The following is a 22,659-nucleotide window of genomic DNA, read 5'->3' as shown; positions in this document are numbered from 1 at the left end:
GTGGCCGGGTTGGATGTTGACGCATCCTGCCCGGCTGCTCCTTTTATTTCGGTGTAGAAACTTCTTTTGCGTAAGCCTGACAGGCCCGCAGGGCGATCAATGCTCGGTCGCCGGCATCGGTGATTCCGATAATTCGTTGAGCATGCGCTGGGTCAAGTTGGGCTCTTGTGGGGCCATGAACCACGCGGCCGGTGGCGGTGGTGGTTGGCACTGAACAGCTGCCGGTGCTTTCGGTGGCGGCGAGTACGACTGACAGCCGCAGATCAGCAGTAGCCAGGCGGTCACGCAGACGAACCTGCTTGATTTGCTCATCGGTCAATTCCTTGTAGTGGGTTTTGTCTATGTTCTGCAGGCGGAGCTCCAGGGCAAGGCGCTTGTCCTGCTCGGTACGCTGCAGAGCAGCAGAAGCCTGGGATATTTCGTTGAGGGTGTCCGCCTGCAGCCGGGCTTGCCGCTCCAGCACGCGGCCATAACGCCAGTCCTGAGCAGTCCAGGCCAATGCTGCAGATCCTGCGACCACCACCACTAACAGCAAGCTGATAGCGGCGATACGGAACTGCGCGGGGATTAGATCGAAGAGACGCATAACACGGCCCTCGCCCTAGCCCACAACTGCAGCCGATCCTCCAGACCATTAAGGCCGCCGTTGATCCGGCGAGTGATGGTGTTGAACTGGTCCTGATCCGCGAGCGCATTCAGCCCGTTTACAGACCAGAACCACGCCGCCGACTCTGCCGCCCATTGCGGCTGCTCGAGCAGCTCGGGGGTGCGCAACAATCGCTCATCGCCGAACAGTGCCAGGCTGCAGCGCAGGTAGTTATCGTGCCCGGTCACCTGGATCAACCCTCGGCCGCGATAGCGCTGACCATCACCATCTGCAGCTGGCGTATTACCAAGCTTGGCAGCCAGAGTGCCGGTATCGTATTTACTCAGGTATTGATCCCCGCCCAGCTCGCGGACGTACTGCAGTTGACCAGACTCGTGACCAAGCTGCGCCAGGAAAGCGGCCTGGCGTTTCGGTGTATTGATCTGCCGATGCGCCATTGCGGCGTTCAGGGCAGATACAAAAACGCCCGCTTGGCGGCGGGCGTTTGGCATGATGCGTTGTAGCTGTTGTTCAGTGATGGACATAAAAACTCCGGACAAAAAATACCGCACTCAGGCGGCGGTGGATTGCATTACAGCTTCTCGACGCTCACGACCTTGAGCGGCTTCGTTTCCTTCTTTTTCTTACCCTTGGATTTGCCTTTCTTGCCGGCATTGCACTCGACCGTGGTCGACCAGCCAGATTGGGTAAACACCTGCTCCACTGAATCCGCCAGGTATTCGCCATCCAGCCCGACCTTGAAGCCCTGGGCGTTGATCAGTCGCTCGGCAAAAATGTCAGTCCTGCCAGGCATCTCGAAACGCACGTCGGCGGTCGATCGATTGAATGCCGCCAACCTTGCCTTGGCTGCTGATTCAGCAGCAGTCTTGTTCGGATAGATATGCCGATCCGTGTGCACCGCCGGCAAGCCGTCTGGGGCGTCATCGTTGTCGATGGTGACCACCGCCAACTTGCCGTCCTTTTTGTTCTGATGCTTAGTCGCCACGGCTTTGTGCGAATTGCGATCCCCCAAGCTGAACTGCCAGCGACTGAGATCGCTGCGGGTCAACGTGATCGCCCCGACCGTTTTGCCACTGGCTGTCTGCCCTCCCTGGCGCGGCATCACCAACAACTTGCCATCTGCGACCTTGGCCGTGCAGTCGTATTGCTTAGCCAGCCGCGTGATGAAATTAAAGTCGGACTCGTTGAGCTGATCCACCCGAGCGACCTTCGTCGCCACCGGACAGCCTGCCTGCCAGCCATTTCGAGCCGCGATGTCGGCCACGATTTTCGACAACGGCGCGTCCTCCCAGCTTCCGCTGCGGATGGTCTTACCACTGCCGCGCATATCGCTGGCTTTACCCTTGATCACAATCGTGTCCGGCGGGCCGGAAACTTCTACCGTGTCGACCGCGTAAAGTCCTAGGCGCATCAATGACGTTTCGGCATAACCCAGATAAATTTCGATTGAGCTACCGCGTCGGGGCAACTGCACCTGGCCGTCCCGGTCATCGATACGCAATTCAAACTCGTCGGACTCCATACCCGGCTTGTCAGAAGTCCTAAGCAACAACAGTCGATCATTGATCTTGGACGTAATATCGGCACCGTCGGCAACGATACGAAAAGTGGGGGTCATGGTTTTTTTCCAAAGAAAAACCCGCACAGGGCGGGCTGAATACAAAGTTTCTTTTCGCTTAACGCAACGGGCTGCAGGCTGTGCCGTTCGGAGTCAGTCCCACAAGCTAATCCCTTCCTCGGTCGGGGCTGGCAGATCCGGCAGCAGAATCACCACACCAGCGCGGAAAGGCTGGGGCTCGTCTGCCAAGCCCTGATTGGCATCCAGCACGGCCTCAACGCTGCCGTTCAAGTGCCCATAAACGTTATTGCATATGGCATCGAGCATGTCCCCGTCAGACGTTCTGCATGTCGTCGCCATAGCGCGTGAACTCCAGAGTGAATACTTGTTTACGCGGAATACCGCCGTGCAGCAGCGCGCCCTGCTCCTCGTTGATCGACTTCAGACACCAGGTGCCAATCACCTCGCCATAACCCGTGGTCAGAGTGAGCGGTTGCAGCCGCCCACCGATGGTGCGTAACGTGTCAAGCTGCTTGAGGCCCCCCTTGAAGCCGGGATAAATCGTACCTTTGAGTGTGAGCTTTTCTTCGCCCATGCCCACGGCCTGCTGCGCCGGGCGCCGCGATAGCCGCTCCTGTGAAGCCCAGCGGAATTCGGTCGAGCGACTCAATTCGTCGAAGGCCGCTGTATCCAAGTTGAAGTAGTACGGCTGAATTTTAGGATCCCTGGGCTGGATGATCAGCAGGTGCGGAAATGGCTTCACCGCTTCGGGTGCCGGCGTGGCATCCACGGCAAATGCGCTGGTGGGCACGATGTTTGCCAACGAGGGATTAACCTTTCCGGCGACCTTGTTGATCGCCGTCGCAGCTTTTCCCGCCTGCTCCTTCAACGCCCCCATTCGCTCCTGCACTTCGGCGGCGCCCCGTGTCGCACGGCTGTACACAGCCAGCACCTGGCCGGCCTTGGCCTGTGCCGCATCCACGCCGCGCATCACCCGCTGGAGCTTGGCACCGACAGCAGGTCCCACGAACGGGATATTATCCAGCTCGGCCGCTGCACCCGCTATCTCCCTTATTGCACCGTTGACGGGCCCAAGCATGCCCTCAGCACTACGTCTACCAGCCTCCCCGGCGTCAACCAGGTACTTGAAGCCCGACTGCATCTGTTCCATATAAGCCATAGGCCCTCCTTACAGGTGCGGTTCGTCGTACAGCTTTGCGGCGTTTTGTTTCGCCGCATCAGCCATCATTAGCCGCATGTGCGGCATGAGGTCTTGCGCCAGGCGTTGCGGGTCTTTCACATCCCCCTGCACGTTAACCGGCATGTTCAGCGAATACTGAAACTGCTGTTCCACTTTGGTCGGGACAGGCTTTTCCGGCTCTTTGGGCTGGATCGCTACAGCCGCCGGCTTGGTCGGACCCGACACCGCTAGAGACCGTGCTACATCACCCAGGATTGGCGCTTGCGGTGCAGGCGCCATCAGCAATGCACCCGAACCGTCTGCCCGGTTGAATGACTTGCCCATGGCGGCCAAGCTTGGAATGGCTGGGCCCGGTCGAGGCGCCATCAACAAAGGCGTTACCGGCGGCGCGGGCTTTTCGTCCTCCCCTCCGAACCACGACTTACCTGCAGCACCGCCCAGCGCCGAACCACCCATGCTGCCTAAGTAAGCGCCTACCAGCCCACCAATAGCGGTGCCGATGATAGGCACCACCGAGCCAATAGCCGCTCCTGCAGCAGCACCGGCCATGGTGCCGGCGAGATTGCCAGCGGCAGCGCCATAACCCTCGGCCTTTTCGTCCTTGGTCTTAGCATTCTCATAGGTGTCAAAGGCCATGGCGCCGGCCTCGATGAGCGAGCCACCAGGTATTGCCTTGGCGGCTTTACCGATCTTACCGACCGCTTGCACAACCCCGCCCAGTTTCGCTATCGCCCCGCTTGAAATAGAGACTGGTGGAATAGGCGGACGTGGTACCGGTACCGCAGGCCGTGGCAGCGGTGGACGCGGAACCGGTGCGGCAGGCAGTGGCACCGGCGGACGCGGGACCAGTACTGCCGGCCGAGGCAGCGGCGGACGCGGAGCCGGCGCTGCAGGCAGTGGCACCGCCGGGCGCGGGACCAGTGCTGCTGGCCGTGGCAGCGGCGGACGCGGAGCCGGTGCTGCAGGCAGTGGCAGCACCGGACGCGGAGCCAGTGCTGCAGGCCGTGGCACCGGAGTACGCGGAGTCGGTGCTGCAGGCCGTGGTGCCGGTGGACGCGGAGCCGGCATCCGAGCACGCAGCGAGGTCGGCCGACGTCGCGGCATATTACGTCTTGAACCGCGCCCACGTCGGCGGGCTTCACCTGGCCCCCCAGGGGTCCCCATGGCATTCAAGTTAACGACGAAGACCTTTTGGACGCCGTCGCCATTCGACGCAGCATCGTCACCTCCCGCGCTGTCATCGCCAGATACCGCTTCTTTAGCCAGCGAAACCACTTTGAGGCCAGTAGCGACGATGTCTAACTTACCGGTCTTACTCTCATCCTTTCCCTCACCATCAACCGATTCACCCTTGAGAGCGGCTACTGCCTTGAGCCCAGTCTCAACTAACGACAGGGCCTTGCCGGCCTTACCTTTCGCCTCGCCGCCCTTTCCGACTCCCCCAGCGCCATCCTTGGAGTTGGTCACAAAGACCTTTTGCACTTCGCCGGATTTGCCACCCAACGATCCCCGCGCGACGTTGAGCAAACCTCTAGCGATTTTGAACGAACTGAGCAGCCCCTTGAGCGCGACAAACCCTCCCCCGACCGCCGCGATAGCCGTCACCACACCTGGCGCGCTGTCAGACAGCGAGGTAATGCCCCTGGTGACTTTGGTCAGTCCTTGCGCCACGGTATCTGTGACCGGGCGCAGGGCGTCCCCGACGCTGCGCATGGCGTCATCCATTGACTGGGCCATTTCGGCCCACTTCTGCGACGACGCCTCACGTCGTTCGCTGAGGTTCTTGTCGAGAATGCCCGTTGCATCGCGCGAATCGTTTTTAAGCTGGCTGTACAGCGCCTTGTTCTGCATATAGGCAGAAAGCGCAGCCTTTACCTGCATGTCAGCGAACAGGTCACCGGTGCGCAGTGACTCCTCCAGCGAGGCCATCATGGCCTTGGCTTTCTCCGGGTCCGACTCCTTGCTGATCTTCGCCGTCGCCTCAGCCATCGCCGCCGCGCGCTTTGGATCCGTGGCCTGAATGTACTTCTGCGCCAGCGACATACTGGTTTCAAGGGTGGACATACCGTTTTGCAAACCGGTCTGCATCGACCCTTTGTAGTCAATGCCCGCCTTTGCATACGCCTTGACGGTGTCGCCAGAACCGATTTTGCCCATCCAGTTCTTGAGATTGTTTGCCGCCTCATCGGCGCCGCCGGCAGATTTCATCTGCACTTGCAGCATGGCACCCAACTGTGTAACCGCATCCATGCCGGTAATGCCGAGGCTACCCATGTTCGCCAACAGCTCAGGAAACCACTTGGCCATGTCGGCCGCTTCAAAGCTACCGGCCTGCCCTTGGTAGGCAATTGCTTCCAGGGCCTGCTGCATCTGCCTAGGATCTGTGATCCTGGCATTCTGCCCCAGTGCGTTGATCATCTTTGCTGTATCAACACCGCTCGACCCTTGCCCCACGACGAACTTGGCCGCGACTGGCGCATATTCCAGGGCCTTGCTCAAATCCATGCCGGCGCCAACCAATTGGTTGACCACATCGGCTACATCGTTACGCGCCATGCCCGTGTCGCGCGACGTATCAATGATCTTGCGCGACATCTCCTGTTCTTGCGGTTTGTTGGCAATGCCGGCCTTGATCGCGATATCACGAACAATGGCCCCAAAATCCGCACTGACCTTGGTCGGAACAGCCAGCATGCCGACACCGACGACAGCGGCACCGACAGCGCTTTTCATGCCAGTCTTACCAGCATCGATCTGCTGATGCCCCTTGGCTTTGAGCTCCGCCTTGATGGCTGTCTGCCCCATAGAGCGATAGGCTTTCTCCAGTCGGCCAACCTCGATTCCCTGCTTTTTCAAACTATCGAGGTTGGAATTCAACCGGCCTAACAACTTGGTCGCGCCCTGTGATCCGCTGTCGTGGGCTTTCTTCCACTCGTCGCGCAGGCGAATGGTGTCACCGATAGTGCGCTGCAGGACACGCGCCTTGTTGCCTTCCGCCTCAAGACGCTTGATGCGCCCCGTTACATCTTTAAACGCAGCACCGACAGTCGAACTGACGGCGCCGCCGATCACCAGCCCGAGGGCGATTTTGTTCGCCATGTCACGGCCCTCATTTGGATAGCCTTATCGAAGGCGGCTCAGTCCGTGAGCCACCACACCATTTCTGCAAAGGGCATCGACAAAATCTCAGCAGCGGAAAATCCTGTTTCCGCCGCCAGACGTTTCGCGGCCATCTTTATGACGTGAGGGTTAAACCCCGTCGTCTTGGTCCAAACGAAAATAGCCGGCCTGCAGACGGTTAAAATCCACCAGCTTCAGGCCCTCCAGGTCCGTGACAGGCGCACCGGCAAGCGCGGCAAACAAAATCAATTCACGCTGTTCGTCATCTCCGCCCGCGTCACGATTAGCCGCGCGCACATCGCCCACTGTCGGGGAGCGCAGGACCAAGGTATCAACCGATACCCCATTGATTTCGCTTGGGCAGGTCAGGGTGACCTGGGCGCGATCAGTGTTGACCGACAGCCACGACGGCATTGATTCCGAATAGTCGGTATCCGGCACCAAGTGTGCGTAAGCGGCTTGAACACGGCGGTAGTCCGCCAGCTTCAGGCCTTCAAGATCCTTAACACCCACCTCAGCCAAACCAGCAAACAACATCAGTTCTCGCTGTTCTTCGTCGCCATTAGAGGCGCGGTCGGCTGCTCGCACTTCCCGTACCAGCGGGGCCCGCAAGGTCAATGTTTCGACCAGAACGCCATTGGCATTGCTAGGTCGCGTGAGCGTTACGACGGCTGCAAGCGCAGTGAGTGATAGCCAAGCCGGTACTGCTTTGGACGTTGCTTTATTCATTTGGATCTATTCCCTTAGAGGCCGAGTGCGGTGCGCACTTCAAGGAGTTGGTCTTTGCCGTCGATCACCTGAACACCGGCGACCATGTCGATTTCGTACATGAGGCGCCCGTCGATTTCGAGCTTGTAATAAGCGACTGCCACGGCGTGCTTGATCTCGGCAGGGTCACCGGCTTTCCAGTCCCCCAGGTCGAGCTCCTTGAGGCGACCGCGCAGGGTAGCGACAACCGCCGTGACGGCCCCTTTCTGCCCCTTGAAGGCACCCCGGAACGTCGCATTGAAAGCGGTGCCATCGGCCAGACCAAAGTGCTTCAACGACTCGCGGCGCACGCCCTTGGTAACAAAGGACGCCTCCATTTTTTCCAGGCCTTGGTCCATCTCAATCGCACCGGCCATGCCGCCAGCGCGATACTCGTCAGTCTTGGTGGTCAGCTTGGGCAGCGTAAGACTTGGCACGTCACCGGCGAAGTTGACGCCGTCGACAAACAGGTTCGTATTAAACAAAGTTTGAGGAATCATTAACTAGGCCCCTTAGGCTGCTTCAAGAACTTCGGTCATCCACTGATCGGTGACTTCGAAAAGGAAATTCGGGTTTTCTGCCGGCGGCACGTCGGTGAAGCGGATGCGCCAATAAACTTTGCCCTGGGCGATCTGGCTGGCAGTGTTCAGCTCGGTGTCCGGGAATACCTCAAAATTGATAATCGCGCCCTGGGCTTTGAGGTCGCGCATGAACGCATCCAACCCGTCGGTCACGTCCTTGACGTAGGTCTTGGTGATCGAGCGGTCAACAGCCCATTTATGGCCGGCCTGCACAGCATCCATAAGGATGAACAGAGTGCGAACGCGCGTGACAAATGCCCACTTCGGATCGCTCGACAGCGTTCGGTTACCCCACAAGCGATAGCCGTCGTCGCGAATGATCGTCGCGACATTGGCGTTGTTCAGCAAGTTGGCCCGGCACGTCTCGTCGCCGTCCAGGTACTCGACAGCTCGGGTCGTGCCGGTGATACCGGTGAACTCCTTGTTCGACGGCGAGGCCCAGAAGCCGTATTCAGCATCGGTCCAGGCGAACAAGCCCGCCGCCCAGGCCGAAGCCGGCGCATCAACTGTCTTGCTGGACTCAGTGTCCCAGTACTGAACGCCCGGATCGACCATGAACAGGTTGCGACTGCCAAAGTTATCGGCATAAAGCATCGCCGCCTCATCCGTGGTGCCAGGGCCATCAAGAATGCCGATTGCCCGCAGCTTCTGCGCTAGGCTATCAAGCGCGGTAGCGACCGCCTGAGTGGCCGTGTGACCCGGCGCAATCAACAGCCGCGGCTGCGCGTTGTACAGGCTTTTGCCATCGAGCAAGGCTTGTAGGCCGGTACGCTGACCCGAGGCCATAACGCCGCCAATGATCGCCGAGGTTTGCAGCGCCGCGTCTTCGAGCTTCGGCACGCCGATGGCAACGATCACCGCTTTGGCTTTCGTGTAGATCGCTTTACAAGCCTTGGTGATCGCCGATTCAGCACCGAAGGCAGTGATAGCCTCGCGCTCGGTGGTGATCAACTTGAGCTCGCCGGCCTTGGCGGTGCCGCCGCCGAGGACGCCTGGGGTGAAGGTGTCGCAAAGTCCGATGATGGAAGACGATGGCAAGGAAATAGTGCGCGCGCCTGTCTTGATATCCGTTGTAGTAACGCCGTGAAAGAAACTCATAAAGCTAATGCTCCAGAAACGAAAAAGCCCCGCGTAAGCGAGGCCGGGAGGGTGTTTGTGTTGCGAGTGGAGGAAAAGAAAACGCCCCTTCGATGCGGGGCGTTTATAGCAGCTGGTCAACCACCCAGAGGGGCGTTGGCGGTCGGTGTTCAGTCAACGGGAACTCACCCGCTTCTGGCCAGTTTCGCAGTGCTCGGCGGTAAGCCTGAAGCTCGGTGTACTGCGTGGGAGTCAGGGTGGTAATTTGACCCTCTTCCAGTTCATCCCGATGGCGCGAAACTGAACCATCCGTTTCAAATAGTCGCTGATCCCGCCAAGCCCGCTCAACAGCAGCTAACGCCTCATCACTGGGCGGCGGCGGATCAACCAGCACCGGGAGACCGTCATCACCCCAGGTAATAATCTTGCCTTCCGACTCCCCCGCGAGCAGCTCTGCGTGATACTCAGCAGAGATCTCTATCGCATCGTCAGGAATCAGACTGGCCCCATGGATTTCGGCATCGTAGAAGCCGCGATTGGATTTTGATGCAAACATTGGTTCTCTCCTTAAAGGCCGATGGCGACCCAACTGAACGGCTGCCCAGCGAGGGGTGAGCCACTGGCCGCCCTGATAGTCATAGAGGCTCGAGGATTTTGCGTAACTTCAAGCGTGTAGGAGAGCCAGGTGGAATCTGCACCCGAACCAAATGAGCCACCCCTGAACAAGGTTGCTTGAGGAAAGGCGATTGGGAACGTTACTACGTCGGTTGTGTAAACGTTTGATAGCGCGCTGGTAGTTCTGTAGCCCCACTGAATAATCAGGCCACTGGGGAGTTTCTGGTAGCCGTTAGCCTGCAAAGAAGCGGCAAAAATTAATGCATTGCGTAGCGTTTCGCTACCGAAGTGACAGCGCCATACGTTGGATTCACGTATAGCGATGAAGTCTCCGCCAGGAGAAAGTGTGTAAGGAACTGCCACGGCCAAGTTGTTCATTGCCAACTGATCACCAGCGGCAACAGCAACACGCGAGGTGGCGGACTGTGGCCCCGCAGATATCAAAACCGCCGCGCCATTGGGAACGGATTCCGTCGCCGGCAGTGTCACGGTTACGCCGGTCGCTAACTCCAGGCGCTTACCGATATCGCTGACAGTCAGCACCCTACTGGCTGTAATGCTGATAGATCCGCCAAAGCTACCTGCCGAACGTGCAACAAACTCAGTCGTCGCGAGCGATTTTGAACTGTCGAATAGTGGTGGTGTGTTGGCTGAGGGATCAACGAGCGCTGGCGAGTTAATCGGTGCAAACCCTTGCGTCACGTTCTGGAAAGTCAGTGGGGTGGTGCCCAGAGCAATGGCCCCGTCGGTGATCAACTGCCAGCGTGTATCGGCCAATGTGGCGCCCTGCTCAACAGAGACCAGCATCGCCGACGTGACCTCTGCGTTCGCGTCCGCATCCGCGGTGCGCGCCCAGGCACCAGCGGAGACAACATACAAACCGTTGTCCTTTGCGCCAGCCTGGTTTTTCACGAGTACACGATCACCAGCTACCAGGGCGACGCCATCGACAGCCTGCAGGCCGGCGAGCGCAATGTTCGCTGTGGTCGCCACCCGTACCGACTGCTTGCTGTCGAGCTTGTACACCTCTTCCATGATCCGCTGATCAACATACTCGCGAGTAGCCAGCACTACGGCCGGGTCAATCTTGAGCGTGATGTTGCCGGTGCTGGACACGATGAAATTCATGCGCACTACTTGCGTGCGGCCCGAGCCCTGAGACATCAACGGTTTGAAGCTCGGCGCGCAGTTGGCCACAGCCACAAGATCGCCAGCTGCGTCGTACAGCCCGATTTCGCGAATCCAATGCCCCCCCTCATCAGCCGGAATAATCTGCTCGGCAATGATCACCGCCGGGTTCACCGGATCGACCCGCACCTGATTCAGTGGACGGCGGCGCCATTCGTTGATCAATTGGGTTTGTGTCGCACTGGGAATGGGGTCGGTGCCGTTTGCATCGCCCACACCCATCTCGGTGAACTTCCAGGGAATGCCGAGCGCGTCAGCATTGGCCTGCTTGGCCATCCCCACGTTCGTGAGGATCGCGAAAAACTGCGAATTCGCATCAATCATAATAAACGTCCAGGGTGTCTATGGAGTGTTCGTGCCCGACCACGCCGATGGTTCCTGTGACCTCGATGTCACGCATAACCGGCGGGTAAACGTCGATTTCGTCGCCTTCGTAGAGGGCAACACTGATGTTCAAGACGCCTTGGGTTTCGAGGCTAATCGCCAGCCCTGTCAGGTGACGGCTGACGGGCTTGGCGTCATCAATCAGCCGCTCCAGCTCCTGATACATTTCCTCGGTGATACCGGTGTCCAACACTCCGACCTTTAACGCAAAGGTGCCTGGGGTCCCTTCGGGCCTCATGTTGAACCACTCGATAATCTCGATCAGGTAGCCCAGAGGCTCTACCACACGGCGTAACGCGCCGATGGTGCCCTTGTGGGCATGTATGTAATAAGAGGCCTTGATGGCGGCGCGTTTGGTCGCCTCGGTCCATCGGTAATCCCAGCGATCCACCGACCATGCCCATGCCAGATGCGGCAGCAAATGTACCGGGCAGGTATCAGCGTTGTAGAGGTCGCGAAGCGGGACAATCGTTTTCTCGAAAAACGTAGCCTCCATGGCCCGTTCGAGCTGCGTGCTGTTGATCGGCAGTAGGCTTTTCATGTCAAGCCGCCAGCGTCACGGTGTAGCCCGTACAGTACGCCGCCTGAGCTTTGGTCGGCGCCAAGTCCTGCCAGCCGACCAGCTCAACCCGAGAAACGCCGGCAACGTGTAACTGAGCGTCTACGCCGGAACGCGCCACTTCAACGCCTAGCCGTTTACGCGGATTGATCCACGCCGCCAATCGACTTTTCGCTTCAGCTAAACTGGCATCAGCTTCTGGGCCCGCGCTGGTCATGTGCAGGATCGCCTTGATTTGGTAGCGGATCACCTGGGCGCTCTGAACAGTCACCCTATCCCCCACCGGCCGCACATCGTCGTCATTCAGCGCGGTTGCCACCGTGGCGAGCAACTCCGGAGAAGCCTCCCCCTCCCCGTCCAATCCCAGCACCGTTACCGTCACGTAGCAAGGCGCCGGGCTTTCGGCCGTGGCATCCGCCACCAGCCCCGAGGCGTTACGCGCATGCAGGATGTAGCTGTTACGCGGGCCGGCCGTGGTCAGTCCCTCATAGGCCAACTGGATGCGCTCTCGGAACGCATCGTCGTCTTCTTTGACTTCTGGAACCGGCGGAAAAGCCAGCAGATCCTCAGCTTGAATGATCAGGCGCTTGAGGTTGACGTTGGCACCCAGGTGATCGAGATCACCGCGTATGGCGTGCGCCAGCAATACCGCTTTGCCGGCGTCATTGACTCGGGCGCGGTTGCCGACCTTGATGTAAGCGCCAACCTCCAGCACCTTAAGCACCGGATCGCTCTCCAGCGCAGCAGTCCAGTTGCCGCCCATGTATCCGCGAAAGACGCCCAGCCCCTCCTGAAAAACCTCTTCGAAGTCCAGCGGCTCCAACACGGTTGGCGCCGGCAACGACGATAGGTCCACGATACTCATACGGCCACCTCCAGCGTGACGCTGTCGCCCAGGTACTGCCCGACGATCTTCAGGTTAATTTGCCCGCTGATAACGGAAATGACGCGCACTTGATCCAGCTTCAAACGCGGCTCCCAGCGGCCCAGTGCGCGGGCGACTTCCGCCTGCACGGCGCTTTTCCAGCCATCGGTGACGGGCAAATCCACAAATCGCCGGAGCTTGCTGCCGTAAGCCATCCGATGCCGCCGGCTGCCCAACGGCGTGCCCAATATGTCTGGAACCGATTGCCGCAAGTGTGCGATGCCGGAAATGGGTTGGCCGGTGTGGCGATCCATTCCGATCATTGTCATTACTCCTTCAATTGCTCCAGATCTGGATGCGCTTTCAAGAACGCAAATTGATCATCACCACATGCGGTAACTCGACCAGCAACAACAGGAAGCGTCCCGCCGCCGGGTAGGATCAATGTCCGCGAGGTGAAAACCTTGTCGCGAAAAACACGCGCTGTTCCGATGGACTCAACCGCTTCAGCAGTAACGGGGAAACCCAGCGGTGCCGGCTTCAACCCCGGAACCACAATGGCCTCGGCAGAATCGCTATCAGTTCTAGACTTACTCATAAGGCAAACCCCAGATATGAAAAAGCCCGCACTGGGCGGGCTGTTTGTGGGTTGAAATTAATGTGTGTGGTGATTGCTGTTGCCACCAGCGTCGATGATCGCACCGGCACTGGTGATGCCTTTCGTGACGTGTAACGCCCCGTCGATCATCACCGCTGCTTTCAGATTGATGTTGCCGGTGGTCACGTTCACGGCGCTGTCCGTCACGCCCACTTCTGTACTGGCAACTTTGATGGTCACCGTACCGCTCGGCAGGGTGATGCTGTAGCTCTTGGCCTGCCAGTCGTAAATCAGCGAGCCGCCATCATCAAACCGCCACACTTCCACATGATCCCGGTTATCCGGTGGCGGACCCGCGTTGCCATACAATCCCGGAATGAACGTGCCCTGTGACACGTCACCGCTGGCACTGACCAATGTCCCCTGCTCACCCAGAGACGGAGCCCTCCAATGCCTGGCCTTGCCGGCGGCGACGCTGTGCCAGCGCACCCAGGCGCTAGTCCATTCGCCGTCCGAAACCCGACACACCGGCGGAGAGGCAGCCAAGTCGACTGCGACCACAAAACAATCCTTGACCACCCCCGCAAGCATGCGGTCGTGCTGGGCAGCAACATAGCCGCTCACAAATCCTCCGCTGGAACAAAGTCCTCTTTGACGTCGTTGTTAAAGCCAAACAACAGCATGCCGGACGGCTGATCGGGCCAAGGCCACTCTTCAGGGCCGAGGTACACCTGCTGCGTCCATTCCACCAGCCAAACGGTGTAACCATCCAACACTGGCTGGGTCCAGTCCTGTAGTGCCTGAACGAACTCTGCCGGCTCGACTTCCAGCCCCCAGGTCTGAGCCCGGAGTAGGACCGCAAGTTGGGTAGCCAGCTGCACCGCCTGTTGCTGATGCAGAGGATAGATCGGGTCGACGACGATACGTGCCTCGAACTTACACACCAATGTGGTTTCACCCGTGCCGATATCGGTACCGGGCTCGATCTCGGCCAGCTCCAGAAAGACCGCCGGTAACGCGATGCGATCCTGAATGTCTGGCCAGGCACTTACCGTCTGAACCCCTGGCAGATGGCTCACCAGGTGTTGCTCGACGGCCCGGTAAAGCTGGTCCAGGCTAAAAGGTTGGTCAGCCATTAACCGATCCTCTTCAAGTATTTCTGTAGTTCGAAGTTGAGCTCCTGCTGCAGGACCTCCAACAGACGCTCGTCCGCCTTTTGTACCCAGCTTTCAAAGTGCGGACGGGCTTGTTCCAGAGATACCTTGGCTTTCGCTAATGGAAAACGACTTCCATTTTCTGCGACCCATCCAGAACTTGCACCGCGACCAGCGGATACCGTGCTATCTGGGTAATCATCAGCATTAAAATGCTTGCTCGCAGTGCGAATCCAAATGTCTGGCTTGTTGCCGTAGACCTTCTTGAGAAACGCGCCTTGATAACGCCGCCCCGCCACCGACACACCGCTGCCGGTTTGCCTCGCCCGGCCGATCCGGCTGGACTCGATGGCATTTAAGCCGAACCACAGCTTGCCGCTCGCTGCCCCGCCTGACACCGGGTAGCTGCGCAACCTTTGACGCACCGCCGCGACGGCAATGCGTTCCTGCCTACTGACTGCTCGGGCAATGTGCGTTCGCAACCAGCCCAACGTCTTGTTGATCGCGCGTCGGTGAGCCGCCGCAGCTGCCTTGGGCACCAACTTGGCGAAGTCCTGAAACGCCTGGATATCTGCAGCTGACGACTGGATCGAGATCATCCCGCCGCCTGCCGTGGGTTTGACATAGCTACCGATGCTCATGGGCGTAACCTTAGGATCAAGGCGACCAGACCGTCGCCGCTCGGTTCCAACTGCAGCAAGTCGTAATCGCCGCCGCCGTCCAGGGCGGGCAAGTCGATGCTGACCAAAAGCCCGCGTTTCAAGCCTTCCGAATCACTGACGCGGATCTCAAACCGAGGCTCACGCAAGCCGGTATTGAGCTTGCCGAGCTTCGGCTGCAACCAGGGCGCGGCAAACATGCCAAGCACCGGCTCTTTACGGCCCTCGATCCGCGCGCTATCGCCCAATGTTTCGAAGACCACTTCGTCGATGTCGTCGATCAGATCGCGGAAGGCCACGATCACATCTCCAGCAGGATCTGCGCGCGAGGCCGCGTGCACAGGTGCAGCGGGTTGGACTGGGCTTCGCCGGCCACACCCTTATTGAAAGGCAGCGGCTCGATCTTGCTGTAGTACGGGATGCCCTGGGTGTTGACCGTCTCCATGTAGTCGGCCGGTGCGAAGGACGAGATGTACAGATCAGGGACGCCCTCGGGTACCAGCAGTGCTTTGTCGTCGTGGACAAACGCAACGCCGGCAACCTTGCCGCGATAGCGCTCCCAGACGATCCCGCCGAACTCGAAACTTTCGCGGGCATCACCGCGCAGAGCAGCCGCCTGCATGGTGTTGAGGTAGGTTTCTTTTACCGACTTATGGACGAGCAGCTTGTTCCAGAAGTTTTTGCCACAGAAGGCGCGAGAGCCAGTAGTAGTTACGCTGCCCAACGCTTCCTCCTGCATATCCAAGGCTTCGCCACACTTCACCCGGATCTCGGTGGCAGGGTTACCAAGTTCCATGGGAAGCCTCTGTCGCTCGACACCGAAACGATCATAGATGTCCAACAGTACCGTCTTGCCGTCCGCGTCCAGCACCGTCCCGTTCAATGCACCCATGCGTTGAAACTCGTGGGTGGCATCCAATTGGCGGCGTGCCTTACCCAGACGCTTGTTGACTACATCCTGCACGGCCTGCAACTCGGTAAGAGAGCCGAAGGCGCGGATACCCTGGATCTCATCTGCCTTGATGGTGAAGCGCTCAGGCAGATGTACGGTGTTGAACGGAATCAACATACGCTTAGTCCCGCCGACCACCAGGCCCGAGGTACCACGCTCACCCGCTGGCACCAGGGCCAGGGTGTCGCCGTCTTTCTCGATCTGCACGGTCAGCGTGCTGATGCCCTCTTCGCGGAACAGGCCAAGGCTGCTGATGCGGCCCGGCAGATATTGCTGCTCATTGATTGCAGCGGTCAGCGAGGAGACGCTGAATGCATCGTCTTCAAAAATGGCGATATCGGCCATGGGGTACTCTCCAGAAACGAAAAATCCCGCGCTCGGCGGGATGGATAAATGAGGTGAGCGTCTTAACGCACGATCACGAAATGGGCGGCAAGGGCCTTTTCGGCTGCGGGGTCGAGGCCGGTCAAGTGGACTTCGCTGACTTCGGCCTGACGCACGATGGCGCGGCCGCGACGAACCACATCAGACTGCCCCAGCGGACCGTAGAGGATCGCGATAGCGTTTTCAGAGCCGTCCTCAGCTGTCGGCTGATAGGGTGCAAACTCGCCCGTAGCAGTCACCAGCCCAAGGATCTGGCCCGGCTCCAACGCCGGCCCGGCGGCGACGTTGATTGCTTCGCGTGAAATAGTGCCGGGGCCTTCAGACAGCAGGAACTCGCCCGCATGCATCGATTCAATTTTCATGCTCTTACTCCTTTCGAGGTTCCGTTCTGCGCCGCCTGCCGGCTTGCCCAGATTGAATGACTGTCGACCTGTTTGGCCTTGATAGTGGGTGCCGGATCATTGTCGAGCGGCAGACTGTTGTTGATTTCAAAACCGCCGCCGCTGCTTACCAGCTTGTCGAACAGGCGCGCCCTGACAGCTGCTTCATCCAGACCGGCAGCCAGAAATTCGCCGGTCAGTTCCGGCAATCGTGCCGCGACACACAGCCCGTGCAGCGCTTTCGCCTTGGTCAGCGCCGCAGTGACTACCGCTTCGCTTTCCAGCTTCGTCGAAGCGAGTATCGGGTCCACCAGGTTGCTAATGCCTGCCGCCGCACACCCCTTGGTAACCATCAACGCCAATCCGGCAGCGTCCAATACGGGTGCTGGATCCTCAGGGTTTACAGGATCAGTCGGTTCGACATCCGGCTCTTCGTCCAACTGGGCCCGCAATTCAGCGGGGGCATTCTGGAAGCGCTGCAAAACGCTGCCCTGACCGAGGCAGGCTTTCACCTTCAGCCCGTCGCCCACTTCATCCGCAAGGCCTAGCGCCACCGCCTCATTGGCGGTCAACCAGGTCTCGGCGTTGACCATGCGCCGCAGCTCGGCCTCGTCGATGTCGGGCGCTTTGGACTTGTAGGCCGCAATAATCGCTTCCAGTGTCTGGTCCAGCACGTCGGCGACACGCCGGAAGTCATCGGCATCACCGCCAGTAAAGGTGTAGGGGTTGTGGATCATCAGCATGGCATTGGCCGCGATGACCACCCGGTGAGCGCCACACACGGCAACACTGGCCGCGCTGGCCGCCAGCGCGTCAATGCGCCCGGTACAGCGTTCGCCCAAGCGCGACAGCGCGTTGTGAATAGCCAGGCCGTCGAACAGGTCGCCGCCGATGCTGTTGAACGCCACAACGACCGGAGAAGCGCCGTCATCCATAGCCCGCAGGTCCTGAACAAACTGATTTGCGCTGACACCCCAGGTGCCGATCTCGCCGTATACAAAGACCTCAATGGTCTGTTGCTCGGCTTCACCGCTGGCCTGGAAGGTGTACCAACTTTTATCCGCGACTTTGACCTGCTTGCCAGCCTTGTCATAAATGCGCGGGATCGCTTTTTTACTCATGGTTGTTCCTTGTCATCAATCGGCTCGATGGCATCAAGCGTGGTGTAGTTGAGGCCCAGTTCCGTGGACCTGGCGAGGTCGGCCGCGTTTTCCGCGTCGATGGTTTCCGCGTCGTAGCCGTTGCGCAGACACATCTCGCTGCGTGAACCGAAGCCCGCCTGCACTTCCATCCGCCGCGCCTGGACGTCCTGCACCGGCTGAATGTAGGCCCAGCCTTGTGGCACCCAGCGTGTGCGCAGGTATTCGCGCCGACGTTGCGCGTAGTCCTCCAGCACCATAGCGCCGGACAGCACTGCCATGTCCATCCAAGCAGCGCGCACCGGACGACACAGCTGATGCACGTAGACGCCGAATTGCAGTTGCTCCAAGCGCCGCCGGAACTCGTTGAGCACTACCCGCAGCGCCCGGTCGTTGACCTCGCGCATATCGCCGGTAAGGATCTCGTACGGCGTGCCCGAACCCGCCGCCGCAGCCATCAGCTGCTGCCGCATGAAATCCGCGTAGTTGTTGCCGGCGTCCGGTGGTTTGGAGAACTCCACCTCTTCACCTGGCCCCAGCTCCTGCATGGTGCCGGGCTCCAGGGCCACCATCGGTGTGAAGCCGTCGCGGTCGGTGGTCAGCAGTTGCCCAGTTACTGGGTCACGCGGTTGGTGCCCGCTGTCCGGCGCGGGGCGCTTGATGAAGCCAGCAAACAGATTTGCCACCTCCTGGCGAAACAGCACCGCGTCGTCGTAGTTGTCCAGGCTGCGCAATCTTTTCAATACCGGTGCCAGACGCGGCACACCGCGAAGTTGCCCTGGCTCCATCGGTTCGAAGATGTGCAGCACCTGCGGCGCCGGCACCCGCACCAACTGGTTGTACCCGGCATTCAGCGACGATGAATCGCGTGGGTGCGACAAGTACATCCAATACGCTACGCGCTTGCCGGCCGGGTTGAACTCGATCCCGGCGCGGATGACGTTGCCGTTTTTGGCCGTCTCGAACTTGTCATGTGGGACAAACTCAGGTGCCAGCGCCTGCAGTTGTAGCGGCACCGCTAGCCCCTCACTGAGGCTGCGCGGCCGCAATCGCACAAAGCACTCACCGGCCGTTTCAACCGTGCGCGCGACCAGGGCCTGCATGCCGTAGAAGTCGGTCAGCTCATCGGCGTCCGCTTCGTCAACCCAGTCGTCCCACAGCTGCTGTTGGAGTTTGCGCAGTTCCGCGTCATCCGTGGTCGGCCTGGGCGTGATGCCGGTGCCGATCAGATTGCTGACGCGCTTGTCGATGACATTGAAGGCGTACGGGTCATTGCGCACCGCCGCCCGTGAACGCGCCCGCAAGTTACGCAGCGCCGGAGTGTTGATGCTGTTGATGCCGTTGTCGGTGGCTTCCCAACTGGCCGAGCGTCGGCCCTCACCCGCGCCTTCGTAACTGGCCTTGATGTTCGACGGCAGCAAGAATCCATTACGGGTCAGCGTCGGATAGTGTCGTGCCATTAGAGTCCCTTGCCTCCATGCATGAGTCGAACCACGCGAGAGCGCGGCCCGGCTGCGTTGGTCAGCGACGTGCGGATCTCGTCGCGGGCCTTGAGCAGTTCGTCGATGGAGCGGTATTCCACCGTGCGGTCGCTGTAGCGCACGATCTTTTCACCGCGTGCGATGGCGCGCTCGATGGTTTCGAGGTGCTTCGGAGTAAACGACATATCAGCGTCTCTTCAGGTAACCGCTGGTGGAGCTGCGGCGTTGTGGGGGTGCAGCGAGTCGCGGTTGGGCGACAGGGGCAACGGGTTGCGGCGTCACTTGCGGTGTCGCGGGAGCCTGCTCGGCGATCGTGATACGTTCGGCGGCGACCACCTTTTCATCGAACAATCCGGCCTGGGCCAGCGAGTTACGCACACGGTCCCAGTCGTGTTCCTGATAACGGTTGATGCCGAGGTAATGAGCCATCGCCAGGCAATACACCATCAGGTCGAGGGCTTCGTTGCGCTCGGCCTTGCCCTTGATCCACTCGATGCGCTTGTGACCCCGCACGTACTTGGCGACCTTGCGCTCGGCCACGCACTGGGCGAAGAACTCGTCCGGTAGATCGTTGGCAAAGTGCAGCGCGCCGGGCCCGGATTCGAACGGGTAGCGGTTGTAGATCCAGTCCTTTGCAGTGTCGGTACCGACAAACCACAGCTCGGCGCCGCCGCGTTCGGTCTGGCCCTTCCAGGTCACATCCACCATGGACGGCCGCTGAGCGATTACCGGCTTACCAGGTTTGCTCGCCCCCTTGATGGCGAAGATGTTGCGCCAGCGCCGCACGCGGCAGAACTGGTAGACCTCGTCGGTGTGGTGACCACCGGAGTCGACCGCAACCGCGAGAATGCCCAGGCCGACACCGCACGGATGCCGGTACCGCTCTTTCAGCAGTTCATCCAGCACTGCCCAGGTGCGTTCGTCTGACGGGTCGCCCGCAATCACCCTGTGATCGATGACCCAGCGTTCCATGCCCACGCCCCAGCCCATCGCCATGAACTCCAGGCGGTCGGCCTGAACGTCGACGGCGCCCGTGATCATCATCACGGCGGCGGGCATCGCACCGAGGGAGAACCCTTCTTTACGCGCTCGCTCTATCAGCACCGAAGCCTTAGTCTGTTCTTGCGCGCTGTCCCACACCTTAGCCAGACGGGTGTTGTAGAACACCTGCATGGGTTCAAGGTCGCCTTTGGCCTGGGCCTTTTTCGCCTTCTCGAATTGCTTCGCCAGCGACTTCCAGCCCGTCCAGCCCAACGGTGAATACAGCGCGTTAAGGTGGAAGCCGACCGTCTCGCCGTCGCCCTTGGCATGGGCACGCCACTCACCACGGGCGAGCATATCGCCCTTGTGATGCTCCTCGATCAGCACGTCGCAGTCAGGCGCGGCGCACTCGTAATGCACGACGCTGAAGTCCTGGGAGTAATGCAGCCGCTCCCACTCCAAAGTTTGCATGTGTCCGCAGGTCGGGCACGGCACGTAGTAGTAACGCTGGTCGCTACCCTCGAACAGATCGTCTATGCGCGAGGCGCCCTTGATCGTCGGCGAACTGGAGAAGTAGAACTTGGCATTGCGCCCGAAGGTACTGCCCCGCGTCTCCGCCAGCTCGATGGGGTCGCCCTCTTCGCCTACGTCGACTTCCCAGCGGTCAATCTCATCGCCGTACACATAGCGCGCCGACAGCTCGGCCAAGTTGGCCGCAGAGCCGGCTGTGGTGACGTACAGCGAGCCGCCTTCGAACTCCTTGGTGTCCATGGTGTTGCGCGAGTCCCGCGAGCGGCTCGCCGCCACTCGTTCGCGCAACACCGGGGTGGCCTTGATCGTCTTACCGATACGCGAAGACACCCGCTTTGCCAGACCCAAGCTTGGCAGCAGCGTGAGGATGTTCGACGGCACCATGTGGATTAACGCGCCGATCCAGTTCAAGGCGATCTGGGTTTTCATCAGTTGCGAGGCAACCATGGTGACCACGCGCTTGCACGGGTGAGCCGGTGATAAGCAACGCATCGGCTCGCGTGCGTAGGGCGTTCGAACGGTGCGATATTTCCCTGGCTCGGCGGCGCCGGTATCACGCGGGATGCGCATGTACTCGTCGGCCCACTCGTCCACCCAGAGGCTGGGGTCTGGACGCAGCCCACGGAAATACGCCTCACGGTACACCTCAGCGCCGTCAGGTTTTTCCGTATGCATGGGGCTAACTCGTAGTAATCAAATCGCGTTCAAGATCAGCCGAAGACATGCGCTCGGCCTCTTCAAGAGACAGCCGCAGCGCCTTGGTCAGGCGCTGCTCAATCTCCCAAGGGTCGGACATCGCCGCCAGTTCTGGGGCCAATTGCGGGGGCATACTAAGCAACTGATCGCGCAGCATGCGTCCGGCGTTGTAGGCCCCGGCGGTGACCGCCTTCATATCCACCAGCGAGCCCTGCACCTTGTGAAACTCGGCTTCGGCCAGTTGGGCCAGGTAGTACTCTCGGTGTGCGCGAGCCTTCTGGAAGTCGGGTTGCCCGCTTTTCGCGCCAGCAGGCTGCGGCGGCGCAGCCGTGCTAGTCGGCTCGACCATGGGGGACAGTTGGCTGTAAACGTCACGCTGGAGCCGGTCTTGCTGGTGTCGAGCCGCGACGGCGGCCTTGCTGGGGTCGGCGGTTTCGAGGATCAGTGCTTCTGTTGCCAGCACGTCGACCTTCTTGCCATCCGGCGACAGCACCAGGCGGTTGTTGTCTTTCAGCCAGGTGATGTAGCTCGGCGTCCTGCCGATGCGAACCGCGAAAGCGCTTTTAGACAGGAACTGTGGATCCGTCATAAGCCCTCCTTTTCAACGGCTTTTCAATGGAAACCTTTCAATTTCAATGGATTGAATTTCAGTAAGCTGGCAGCCCTGCCGCTAACGCTTTCCCGCGGGTTTCATGCCCCGTGTCCCTCGAATGCCGCCAGGGTCCCCGGCGACTCTCGGCGCACCATTTTGACGCACCCCCCTACAGGCCTCGTATTCCGAGGCCTCCAGGGCGTCATGCCTGACCGCTTCCCGAGGGCGGCACATCGCACACGCCCAACCGCTTGGCGGCCCAGCGTTCATACAGCCCGATGGCGACATCGGCGCCGGCCATCGCGGTGAGGCATCCGATGCTCCCTGCCGCCAGGACCGACATGCCCGAAGCGTGCAGCAACATCATGGTGGAAAGCCCGCAGACCACGCAGGCCCCGGACCGAAGGAGCAAGCGGCGAATCAAAGACCAGCCGCTTACCCCCGCTTTGTCGGCTCGCCATGCCTCGCCGGATATGCCGCCGACCAGGGACAGCACGATCACCATCCAGATCGGCATATCAATAAGCGCTTGCTGCTCGTTCGTCATACACAACTCCAGAAATGCAGAAGCCGGCTTTCAAACCGGGTTCTTTGATAAGGTTTGCTCATT

Annotated in this window: 27 protein-coding genes and 1 pseudogene; all 28 read right to left on the bottom strand. The window is 60.0% G+C overall.

Going from position 1 to position 22,659, the window contains the following annotated elements:
* Positions 1-43: 43 nt before the first annotated feature.
* Positions 44-586 (bottom strand): lysis system i-spanin subunit Rz, encoded by a 543-nt coding sequence (locus E4P00_RS20140; RefSeq protein ID WP_248132665.1) that lies wholly within the window; start codon positions 584-586, stop codon positions 44-46.
* Positions 568-1,131, bottom strand: a complete 564-nt coding sequence (locus E4P00_RS20135; RefSeq protein WP_122736804.1) for a glycoside hydrolase family 19 protein — start codon at positions 1,129-1,131, stop codon at positions 568-570. Before E4P00_RS20135 ends, E4P00_RS20140 begins: the two co-directional genes overlap by 19 nt.
* A 47-nt stretch (positions 1,132-1,178) precedes the next feature.
* The gene (locus E4P00_RS20130; RefSeq protein ID WP_059397058.1) at positions 1,179-2,225 is read right to left on the bottom strand and encodes a contractile injection system protein, VgrG/Pvc8 family; all 1,047 of its coding nucleotides are present in this window, start codon (positions 2,223-2,225) and stop codon (positions 1,179-1,181) included.
* A gap of 93 nt (positions 2,226-2,318) precedes the next feature.
* Positions 2,319-2,525, bottom strand: coding sequence for a tail protein X (locus tag E4P00_RS20125; protein WP_056783389.1), 207 nt, complete (start codon positions 2,523-2,525; stop codon positions 2,319-2,321).
* Positions 2,500-3,345, bottom strand: a complete 846-nt coding sequence (locus tag E4P00_RS20120) for a phage tail protein (RefSeq protein ID WP_248132663.1) — start codon at positions 3,343-3,345, stop codon at positions 2,500-2,502. The genes E4P00_RS20125 and E4P00_RS20120 overlap by 26 nt, the downstream gene beginning before the upstream one ends.
* 9 nt (positions 3,346-3,354) lie before the next feature.
* Positions 3,355-6,465, bottom strand: a complete 3,111-nt coding sequence (locus E4P00_RS20115; RefSeq protein WP_248132661.1) for a phage tail tape measure protein — start codon at positions 6,463-6,465, stop codon at positions 3,355-3,357.
* Positions 6,466-6,615: 150 nt separating this feature from the next.
* Entirely contained in the window at positions 6,616-6,900 is a 285-nt protein-coding gene (locus tag E4P00_RS20110) for a phage tail assembly protein (RefSeq protein WP_056783625.1), read from the bottom strand.
* Between the two features lie 39 nt (positions 6,901-6,939).
* Positions 6,940-7,215: pseudogene (locus E4P00_RS20105) on the bottom strand (phage tail assembly protein); the annotation flags it as partial.
* A 14-nt stretch (positions 7,216-7,229) separates the two neighbouring features.
* Entirely contained in the window at positions 7,230-7,733 is a 504-nt protein-coding gene (locus tag E4P00_RS20100) for a phage major tail tube protein (protein WP_248132659.1), read from the bottom strand.
* A gap of 12 nt (positions 7,734-7,745) precedes the next feature.
* Positions 7,746-8,912, bottom strand: coding sequence for a phage tail sheath family protein (locus E4P00_RS20095; RefSeq protein ID WP_248132657.1), 1,167 nt, complete (start codon positions 8,910-8,912; stop codon positions 7,746-7,748).
* Positions 8,913-9,015: 103 nt separating this feature from the next.
* Positions 9,016-9,447, bottom strand: coding sequence for a tail fiber assembly protein (locus E4P00_RS20090; protein ID WP_248132655.1), 432 nt, complete (start codon positions 9,445-9,447; stop codon positions 9,016-9,018).
* An 11-nt stretch (positions 9,448-9,458) separates the two neighbouring features.
* On the bottom strand, positions 9,459-11,018 hold the full coding sequence (locus E4P00_RS20085; protein WP_223018366.1) for a phage tail protein: 1,560 nt from the start codon (positions 11,016-11,018) through the stop codon (positions 9,459-9,461).
* Complete coding sequence (locus E4P00_RS20080; RefSeq protein WP_248132653.1) at positions 11,011-11,619, bottom strand: phage tail protein I; 609 nt, start codon at positions 11,617-11,619, stop codon at positions 11,011-11,013. The genes E4P00_RS20085 and E4P00_RS20080 overlap by 8 nt, the downstream gene beginning before the upstream one ends.
* Position 11,620: 1 nt before the next feature.
* On the bottom strand, positions 11,621-12,502 hold the full coding sequence (locus E4P00_RS20075; protein ID WP_104503367.1) for a baseplate J/gp47 family protein: 882 nt from the start codon (positions 12,500-12,502) through the stop codon (positions 11,621-11,623).
* Entirely contained in the window at positions 12,499-12,825 is a 327-nt protein-coding gene (locus E4P00_RS20070; RefSeq protein WP_248132651.1) for a GPW/gp25 family protein, read from the bottom strand. Before E4P00_RS20070 ends, E4P00_RS20075 begins: the two co-directional genes overlap by 4 nt.
* Positions 12,826-12,830: 5 nt before the next feature.
* Positions 12,831-13,100, bottom strand: a complete 270-nt coding sequence (locus E4P00_RS20065) for a hypothetical protein (RefSeq protein ID WP_104503369.1) — start codon at positions 13,098-13,100, stop codon at positions 12,831-12,833.
* Between the two features lie 57 nt (positions 13,101-13,157).
* On the bottom strand, positions 13,158-13,691 hold the full coding sequence (locus E4P00_RS20060) for a phage baseplate assembly protein V (protein WP_248132732.1): 534 nt from the start codon (positions 13,689-13,691) through the stop codon (positions 13,158-13,160).
* A 29-nt stretch (positions 13,692-13,720) separates the two neighbouring features.
* A complete protein-coding gene (locus E4P00_RS20055; protein ID WP_248132649.1) occupies positions 13,721-14,236 on the bottom strand; it encodes a hypothetical protein in 516 nt (171 codons plus the stop codon).
* The gene (locus E4P00_RS20050; protein ID WP_248132647.1) at positions 14,236-14,895 is read right to left on the bottom strand and encodes a hypothetical protein; all 660 of its coding nucleotides are present in this window, start codon (positions 14,893-14,895) and stop codon (positions 14,236-14,238) included. The genes E4P00_RS20055 and E4P00_RS20050 overlap by 1 nt, the downstream gene beginning before the upstream one ends.
* Positions 14,892-15,212, bottom strand: coding sequence for a hypothetical protein (locus tag E4P00_RS20045; protein ID WP_248132645.1), 321 nt, complete (start codon positions 15,210-15,212; stop codon positions 14,892-14,894). The genes E4P00_RS20050 and E4P00_RS20045 overlap by 4 nt, the downstream gene beginning before the upstream one ends.
* A gap of 2 nt (positions 15,213-15,214) precedes the next feature.
* Positions 15,215-16,210: a major capsid protein gene (locus E4P00_RS20040; RefSeq protein WP_248132643.1), complete on the bottom strand. Its 996-nt coding sequence runs from the start codon at positions 16,208-16,210 to the stop codon at positions 15,215-15,217.
* Positions 16,211-16,272: 62 nt separating this feature from the next.
* Entirely contained in the window at positions 16,273-16,611 is a 339-nt protein-coding gene (locus E4P00_RS20035; RefSeq protein WP_099236005.1) for a head decoration protein, read from the bottom strand.
* Positions 16,608-17,750 carry a head maturation protease, ClpP-related gene (locus tag E4P00_RS20030; protein WP_248132641.1) on the bottom strand — a complete coding sequence of 381 codons (1,143 nt, stop codon included), beginning with the start codon at positions 17,748-17,750 and terminating at the stop codon, positions 16,608-16,610. The genes E4P00_RS20035 and E4P00_RS20030 overlap by 4 nt, the downstream gene beginning before the upstream one ends.
* Positions 17,747-19,228 (bottom strand): phage portal protein, encoded by a 1,482-nt coding sequence (locus E4P00_RS20025; RefSeq protein ID WP_248132639.1) that lies wholly within the window; start codon positions 19,226-19,228, stop codon positions 17,747-17,749. Before E4P00_RS20025 ends, E4P00_RS20030 begins: the two co-directional genes overlap by 4 nt.
* A complete protein-coding gene (locus tag E4P00_RS20020) occupies positions 19,228-19,434 on the bottom strand; it encodes a hypothetical protein (protein WP_248132637.1) in 207 nt (68 codons plus the stop codon). The genes E4P00_RS20025 and E4P00_RS20020 overlap by 1 nt, the downstream gene beginning before the upstream one ends.
* A gap of 1 nt (position 19,435) precedes the next feature.
* Positions 19,436-21,436 carry a phage terminase large subunit family protein gene (locus E4P00_RS20015; RefSeq protein ID WP_248132635.1) on the bottom strand — a complete coding sequence of 667 codons (2,001 nt, stop codon included), beginning with the start codon at positions 21,434-21,436 and terminating at the stop codon, positions 19,436-19,438.
* A 4-nt stretch (positions 21,437-21,440) separates the two neighbouring features.
* Positions 21,441-22,046, bottom strand: a complete 606-nt coding sequence (locus E4P00_RS20010) for a terminase small subunit (RefSeq protein WP_248132633.1) — start codon at positions 22,044-22,046, stop codon at positions 21,441-21,443.
* A gap of 205 nt (positions 22,047-22,251) precedes the next feature.
* Entirely contained in the window at positions 22,252-22,596 is a 345-nt protein-coding gene (locus E4P00_RS20005; RefSeq protein WP_043046669.1) for a phage holin family protein, read from the bottom strand.
* Between the last annotated feature and the right edge of the window lie 63 nt (positions 22,597-22,659).

This window comes from Pseudomonas sp. B329, from assembly GCF_023127835.1.
Classification (GTDB): domain Bacteria; phylum Pseudomonadota; class Gammaproteobacteria; order Pseudomonadales; family Pseudomonadaceae; genus Aquipseudomonas; species Aquipseudomonas synxantha_A.
Note: the sequence above shows the minus strand (reverse complement) of the source record. Positions and strands in the feature narration are given on the sequence as shown.

What these genes read in the sequence shown, in the direction of transcription:
- E4P00_RS20040 (WP_248132643.1), bottom strand. Translation starts at nt 16,210, where the DNA reads ATGGCCGATATCGCCATTTTTGAAGACGATGCATTCAGCGTCTCCTCG.
- E4P00_RS20075 (WP_104503367.1), bottom strand. Translation starts at nt 12,502, where the DNA reads ATGAGTATCGTGGACCTATCGTCGTTGCCGGCGCCAACCGTGTTGGAG.
- E4P00_RS20020 (WP_248132637.1), bottom strand. Translation starts at nt 19,434, where the DNA reads ATGTCGTTTACTCCGAAGCACCTCGAAACCATCGAGCGCGCCATCGCA.
- E4P00_RS20125 (WP_056783389.1), bottom strand. Translation starts at nt 2,525, where the DNA reads ATGGCGACGACATGCAGAACGTCTGACGGGGACATGCTCGATGCCATA.
- E4P00_RS20070 (WP_248132651.1), bottom strand. Translation starts at nt 12,825, where the DNA reads ATGATCGGAATGGATCGCCACACCGGCCAACCCATTTCCGGCATCGCA.
- E4P00_RS20140 (WP_248132665.1), bottom strand. Translation starts at nt 586, where the DNA reads ATGCGTCTCTTCGATCTAATCCCCGCGCAGTTCCGTATCGCCGCTATC.
- E4P00_RS20025 (WP_248132639.1), bottom strand. Translation starts at nt 19,228, where the DNA reads ATGGCACGACACTATCCGACGCTGACCCGTAATGGATTCTTGCTGCCG.
- E4P00_RS20010 (WP_248132633.1), bottom strand. Translation starts at nt 22,046, where the DNA reads ATGACGGATCCACAGTTCCTGTCTAAAAGCGCTTTCGCGGTTCGCATC.
- E4P00_RS20035 (WP_099236005.1), bottom strand. Translation starts at nt 16,611, where the DNA reads ATGAAAATTGAATCGATGCATGCGGGCGAGTTCCTGCTGTCTGAAGGC.
- E4P00_RS20120 (WP_248132663.1), bottom strand. Translation starts at nt 3,345, where the DNA reads ATGGCTTATATGGAACAGATGCAGTCGGGCTTCAAGTACCTGGTTGAC.
- E4P00_RS20115 (WP_248132661.1), bottom strand. Translation starts at nt 6,465, where the DNA reads ATGGCGAACAAAATCGCCCTCGGGCTGGTGATCGGCGGCGCCGTCAGT.
- E4P00_RS20090 (WP_248132655.1), bottom strand. Translation starts at nt 9,447, where the DNA reads ATGTTTGCATCAAAATCCAATCGCGGCTTCTACGATGCCGAAATCCAT.
- E4P00_RS20080 (WP_248132653.1), bottom strand. Translation starts at nt 11,619, where the DNA reads ATGAAAAGCCTACTGCCGATCAACAGCACGCAGCTCGAACGGGCCATG.
- E4P00_RS20065 (WP_104503369.1), bottom strand. Translation starts at nt 13,100, where the DNA reads ATGAGTAAGTCTAGAACTGATAGCGATTCTGCCGAGGCCATTGTGGTT.
- E4P00_RS20110 (WP_056783625.1), bottom strand. Translation starts at nt 6,900, where the DNA reads ATGCCGTCGTGGCTGTCGGTCAACACTGATCGCGCCCAGGTCACCCTG.
- E4P00_RS20055 (WP_248132649.1), bottom strand. Translation starts at nt 14,236, where the DNA reads ATGGCTGACCAACCTTTTAGCCTGGACCAGCTTTACCGGGCCGTCGAG.
- E4P00_RS20085 (WP_223018366.1), bottom strand. Translation starts at nt 11,018, where the DNA reads ATGATTGATGCGAATTCGCAGTTTTTCGCGATCCTCACGAACGTGGGG.
- E4P00_RS20135 (WP_122736804.1), bottom strand. Translation starts at nt 1,131, where the DNA reads ATGTCCATCACTGAACAACAGCTACAACGCATCATGCCAAACGCCCGC.
- E4P00_RS20005 (WP_043046669.1), bottom strand. Translation starts at nt 22,596, where the DNA reads ATGACGAACGAGCAGCAAGCGCTTATTGATATGCCGATCTGGATGGTG.
- E4P00_RS20015 (WP_248132635.1), bottom strand. Translation starts at nt 21,436, where the DNA reads ATGCATACGGAAAAACCTGACGGCGCTGAGGTGTACCGTGAGGCGTAT.
- E4P00_RS20030 (WP_248132641.1), bottom strand. Translation starts at nt 17,750, where the DNA reads ATGAGTAAAAAAGCGATCCCGCGCATTTATGACAAGGCTGGCAAGCAG.
- E4P00_RS20130 (WP_059397058.1), bottom strand. Translation starts at nt 2,225, where the DNA reads ATGACCCCCACTTTTCGTATCGTTGCCGACGGTGCCGATATTACGTCC.
- E4P00_RS20060 (WP_248132732.1), bottom strand. Translation starts at nt 13,691, where the DNA reads ATGCTTGCGGGGGTGGTCAAGGATTGTTTTGTGGTCGCAGTCGACTTG.
- E4P00_RS20100 (WP_248132659.1), bottom strand. Translation starts at nt 7,733, where the DNA reads ATGATTCCTCAAACTTTGTTTAATACGAACCTGTTTGTCGACGGCGTC.
- E4P00_RS20050 (WP_248132647.1), bottom strand. Translation starts at nt 14,895, where the DNA reads ATGAGCATCGGTAGCTATGTCAAACCCACGGCAGGCGGCGGGATGATC.
- E4P00_RS20095 (WP_248132657.1), bottom strand. Translation starts at nt 8,912, where the DNA reads ATGAGTTTCTTTCACGGCGTTACTACAACGGATATCAAGACAGGCGCG.